This window comes from Pseudonocardia sp. (genome assembly GCF_025965585.1).
GTDB lineage: Bacteria > Actinomycetota > Actinomycetes > Mycobacteriales > Pseudonocardiaceae > Pseudonocardia.
The window spans coordinates 1-3,413 of sequence record NZ_JAOPWR010000105.1; the positions used below are offsets into that span (position 1 = coordinate 1).

Annotated in this window: 6 protein-coding genes; 1 reads left to right on the forward strand and 5 read right to left on the reverse strand. The window is 67.2% G+C overall.

All coding sequences use genetic code 11. The annotated features are described in order from the left end of the window. From JWR81_RS06630 to JWR81_RS06640, 3 genes are all read right to left on the reverse strand, one after another. Window positions 1-569 (reverse strand): MFS transporter (locus JWR81_RS06630; RefSeq protein ID WP_297648146.1); only part of this gene is annotated, 569 nt, incomplete at its 3' end. Between the two features lie 183 nt (window positions 570-752). Further along, window positions 753-1,592 (reverse strand): thioesterase family protein, encoded by an 840-nt coding sequence (locus JWR81_RS06635; RefSeq protein WP_297648149.1) that lies wholly within the window; start codon window positions 1,590-1,592, stop codon window positions 753-755. Continuing rightward, complete coding sequence (locus tag JWR81_RS06640) at window positions 1,589-2,116, reverse strand: GNAT family N-acetyltransferase (RefSeq protein ID WP_297648151.1); 528 nt, start codon at window positions 2,114-2,116, stop codon at window positions 1,589-1,591. The genes JWR81_RS06635 and JWR81_RS06640 overlap by 4 nt, the downstream gene beginning before the upstream one ends. Before the next feature lie 84 nt (window positions 2,117-2,200). Between JWR81_RS06640 and JWR81_RS06645 the strand changes: the two genes are divergently transcribed. After that, window positions 2,201-2,830: a TetR/AcrR family transcriptional regulator gene (locus tag JWR81_RS06645; protein WP_297648154.1), complete on the forward strand. Its 630-nt coding sequence runs from the start codon at window positions 2,201-2,203 to the stop codon at window positions 2,828-2,830. Window positions 2,831-2,881: 51 nt separating this feature from the next. Here the strand turns inward: JWR81_RS06645 and JWR81_RS34260 are convergent, their stop codons facing one another. Continuing rightward, window positions 2,882-3,103: a CBS domain-containing protein gene (locus JWR81_RS34260; protein ID WP_367278743.1), complete on the reverse strand. Its 222-nt coding sequence runs from the start codon at window positions 3,101-3,103 to the stop codon at window positions 2,882-2,884. After that, the coding region (locus JWR81_RS06650) for a CBS domain-containing protein (protein WP_297648158.1) at window positions 3,025-3,413 on the reverse strand (389 nt) is incomplete at its 5' end. The genes JWR81_RS06650 and JWR81_RS34260, both read right to left, overlap by 79 nt.

Here is a 3,413-nt window from a genome sequence, read left to right on the forward strand (position 1 = left end):
GCGCGATGGTGGGCGGGGACGAGCGCGGTGAGGGTGCGGTAGGCGCCCAGGTTTCCGGCCCCAACGCCCGCCCCGGCTACCGCGGCACCGATGAACAAGCCGGCGGCTGACCTCGTCTCGATCGCGAGCGCGCTGCTGGCGAGCGCCCCTACTGCCAAGCCCAGCAAGAGGCTGGCGTTGGTGGCCACCGAGGCGAGCCTGCCGACCTCGGGTTGCAGGTCGATGAGCGCTGCCCCGAGTCCGCCGGTCGTCATGCCGACGGCGACACCTTGCAGTGCCCGGGCGGCGAACAGCAGCCCGACGCCATCCGCTGCCAGGAACAAGGCGCAGGCGGCCGCGGTGATGTTGATGGCGGAGAAGATGACCGAACGGCGGCCCAGATAGTCAGCGACCGAACCAAACAACAGCAGCGTGAGGAGAAGGAAGATGGCGTAGATCGCAAAGACAGCGGTCAGCGTCGTCGCCGAGAACTTCCACTGTCCCTGGTAAACCGCGTACAGCGGGGACGCGGCGGCCGACGTGAGGAGCACGAAGCCGAACAACACTGCCTCCAGCCAGAACGCGGCCATCCGCGGCAACGACCTGGGCCGCATACGTCCTCCCTCAGCCCTCGTTGCCGGGTGGCCGCCGCGCATGACTGACGACGTCGCACGAGTGCCGAGAGCCGCGCCGGGGTCTGTTGTCGCTGCACGCATCGGTATCTCCATTGAGTCGATCGGTCTTCAATCCGCTGGATCGGTCTGTTCGCTCCGTCAAGAGGCACAGCTGTCTGCCGCGCGCCTTTGCAGAAGCAGCGGCTGGGCCACCTCGCCGATGAGCCCGTCGCCGTCGAACAGGTCTGCGTGGGCGAATCCGACGCCGTCGTCTGTCAGGTAGGTGCGGCATGCGAGGTGCACCCATTCGCCGACTGGCGGACGCAGCAGGGTCGCGGTCATGGTGGGCGGGATCGAGAGCCATTGGTTCAGCGGCAGTGACAGGGACAGGCCGTTCGCGGAATCGGCCGTGATCAGTGCCCGGTCCTGGCCGGTCAGTGCCAACCCGTGAACCAGCGGCAGACGGACCCTCGCCCACACGTCCGCCGGACCGAGGCTGTCGAGGCTTCCGCGCGTGAACCGCCACTCGATCGACTTTCCGTAGCCCCAGTCGTCCAGGCCCGGATAGAAGCGCTGAGGCGTCGGCGTCGGTGGCAGAGGTGGCGGCGCCGTCTGCGCCGCCACCTCTGCCGGGGGGCGATCGCCGGTAGCGATGTGCCACGCCCTCGCCGTGACAGCAGCGCGTCCGTCAACGCACATCCGGGCCTCGGTCAGGCGTACCCGTCGACCGGGCCTGACCGTGGCGACCTCGACGTCGACCGGGCGGAGCGGAATGGGGCCGAGAATGTCGATCGAGATGCGAGCGAGCCGCAGGGGCTCGTCGATCGTTTGGTCGATCACGTGGGCAAGAAGGGCAGCCGGCGGTCCACCGTGTTGGGCGTTGCGGTCCCAGGGGCTCTCAGTTGCCCTGGTCGGCTCGTATCGCCCGTTCCTGCGGGGCAGGTAGTAGGCCTCGGAGTCCGACGGCGCGAACCGGCTGGTTGGTTCAGGCGCGGTCATGGCAGCCTGTTTCCGGCCGGCCGGCACGGCTGGCCGCAGAGGGAGACGTCAACCGACCAGACCCCGCGCTCAACTGACGCCGCGAGCTGACCGATCCGGCGCAGTGACTTGAGAACGTAAATGTCGTCGCTGAGCACATCGACGTGCACGGTGGTGACACCCACGGCCCGAGCGCTGTCGAGCAAGGACACAGTTAGCTGGGTTCCGATGCCCTGGCCCTGCCAGCCGTCCTCGACCAGCACTCCCAGATGAACCAGTCCCGTGTCACCGACACCGAGAGTTGCCACGCCGACGCACGTCGAGCCGTAGCAAGCGAGAAGGGTCTGGTCGCCCGGTCGGTCCCGAAGCTGCGCTCGGAAGTAAGGAACACCGTCGGTGAAGCCGTGGAACCGGTGAAACCGGGTCGCGAGCGAGCAGCGGGCCAGCATGGCCAGCACTGCCTCGGTGTCCGACACTGCCGCTGGCCTGAGAACCGCCGCGTCGGCCACGCGGTGGCGTGGCGCGCTCGGTCCCTGAACTGTCATGACAGTTGTCATAGAATTGACCTTGCATCATGACAGGTGTCATAGTCAAGACCTGATCCCAGATCAACTCAGATGGAGGCTTCCGTGACGACCGCCAAGGCGTCTCAAGCTCGGGCAGTTCCGCCGCGCGAGCGAATGGTGCGTAGCGCTGCACAGCTCATACGGCGCAAGGGCGTGTCCGGCACCGGGATGAGAGAGATCGTGACCGAGGCGGGCGCGCCCCGAGGATCACTCCAGCACTACTTCCCTGGCGGCAAGGAGGAGATCGTTTCCGACGCCCTGCTTTGGGCCGGCGACATGATGGCCCGCCAGACTCGGCGAGGTCTCAGCGAACTGAAGTCGAGAACACCGAGCGCGCTGCTGGCTTCCATCGTCGACTACTGGCGACGTGATCTCACCGACGAGCAGTTCTCGGCCGGGTGCCCCCTGGTTGCTGCCGCCGCGGACACGGCAGCCACCAGCGCCCAACTCCGCCAAGTGCTCCGTCGTGCATTCGACGGTTGGCTCCAGCCCGTCGCTGAAAGTCTGGTCGAGCTTGGCGTTCCCCACGAGAGGGCTGACGATCTTGCCATCGTGGTCATCGCCACCCTCGAGGGGGCGATCATCCTGGCCAGGATCAGACAGGACCTGACCCCGTTCGACGCGCTGATCCGTGAGCTTGGGCCCCTTCTCGACGCGGCTGCCCGCCCCGCCGCCCCAGGAACATCTCGGTGAATCCAACCGCACTCACCCGCCAGCAGTGCTCACGGCTGGCGGCGTTGACTGTCAGACCACCGCTGCCGTCGCGACTGCGCCGTCAGGGATGTTTCGCAGCGCCACCAGGGCACGGCAAGCGTCACTGATATCCAGCATGCCGAGCAGACGACCCTCCTCCACTACAGGCAGATGCCGGATGCCGGATGAAACCATCACCGTCGCGGCCCGCACGAGCGACGTCTCTGGGGAGACGCTGATCGGGTCGTGTGCGACCAGGTCGCTGAAGCGCACCTCATTCGGATCGAGGCCGTCGCGATCACCTGGGCAACGTCGGTGTCTGTGATGACCGCCAGTGGACTGCGATGCTCTGAGTCGTTCACGACGACCAGCGCCGTCTCGCCGGCTCGCCGCATGAGGTAGGCGACGGCGGCAATGTGGGCGTCGCGTTCCACGCTGACAACTGCGTCTCTCATGACGCTCCTGCGGCCCTCGTTGGCCCAGTACACGTCCTCGAGTTCGATCAGCAGCGCCGCTTCGTCGATGATCAGCGCGGCACCGCTGCCGTAGGCAGCGGCGGTGACGGGATGCCGGCGGTGGTGCT

What these genes read in the sequence shown, in the direction of transcription:
- JWR81_RS06635 (WP_297648149.1), bottom strand. Translation starts at nt 1,592, where the DNA reads ATGACCGCGCCTGAACCAACCAGCCGGTTCGCGCCGTCGGACTCCGAG.
- JWR81_RS06640 (WP_297648151.1), bottom strand. Translation starts at nt 2,116, where the DNA reads ATGACAGTTCAGGGACCGAGCGCGCCACGCCACCGCGTGGCCGACGCG.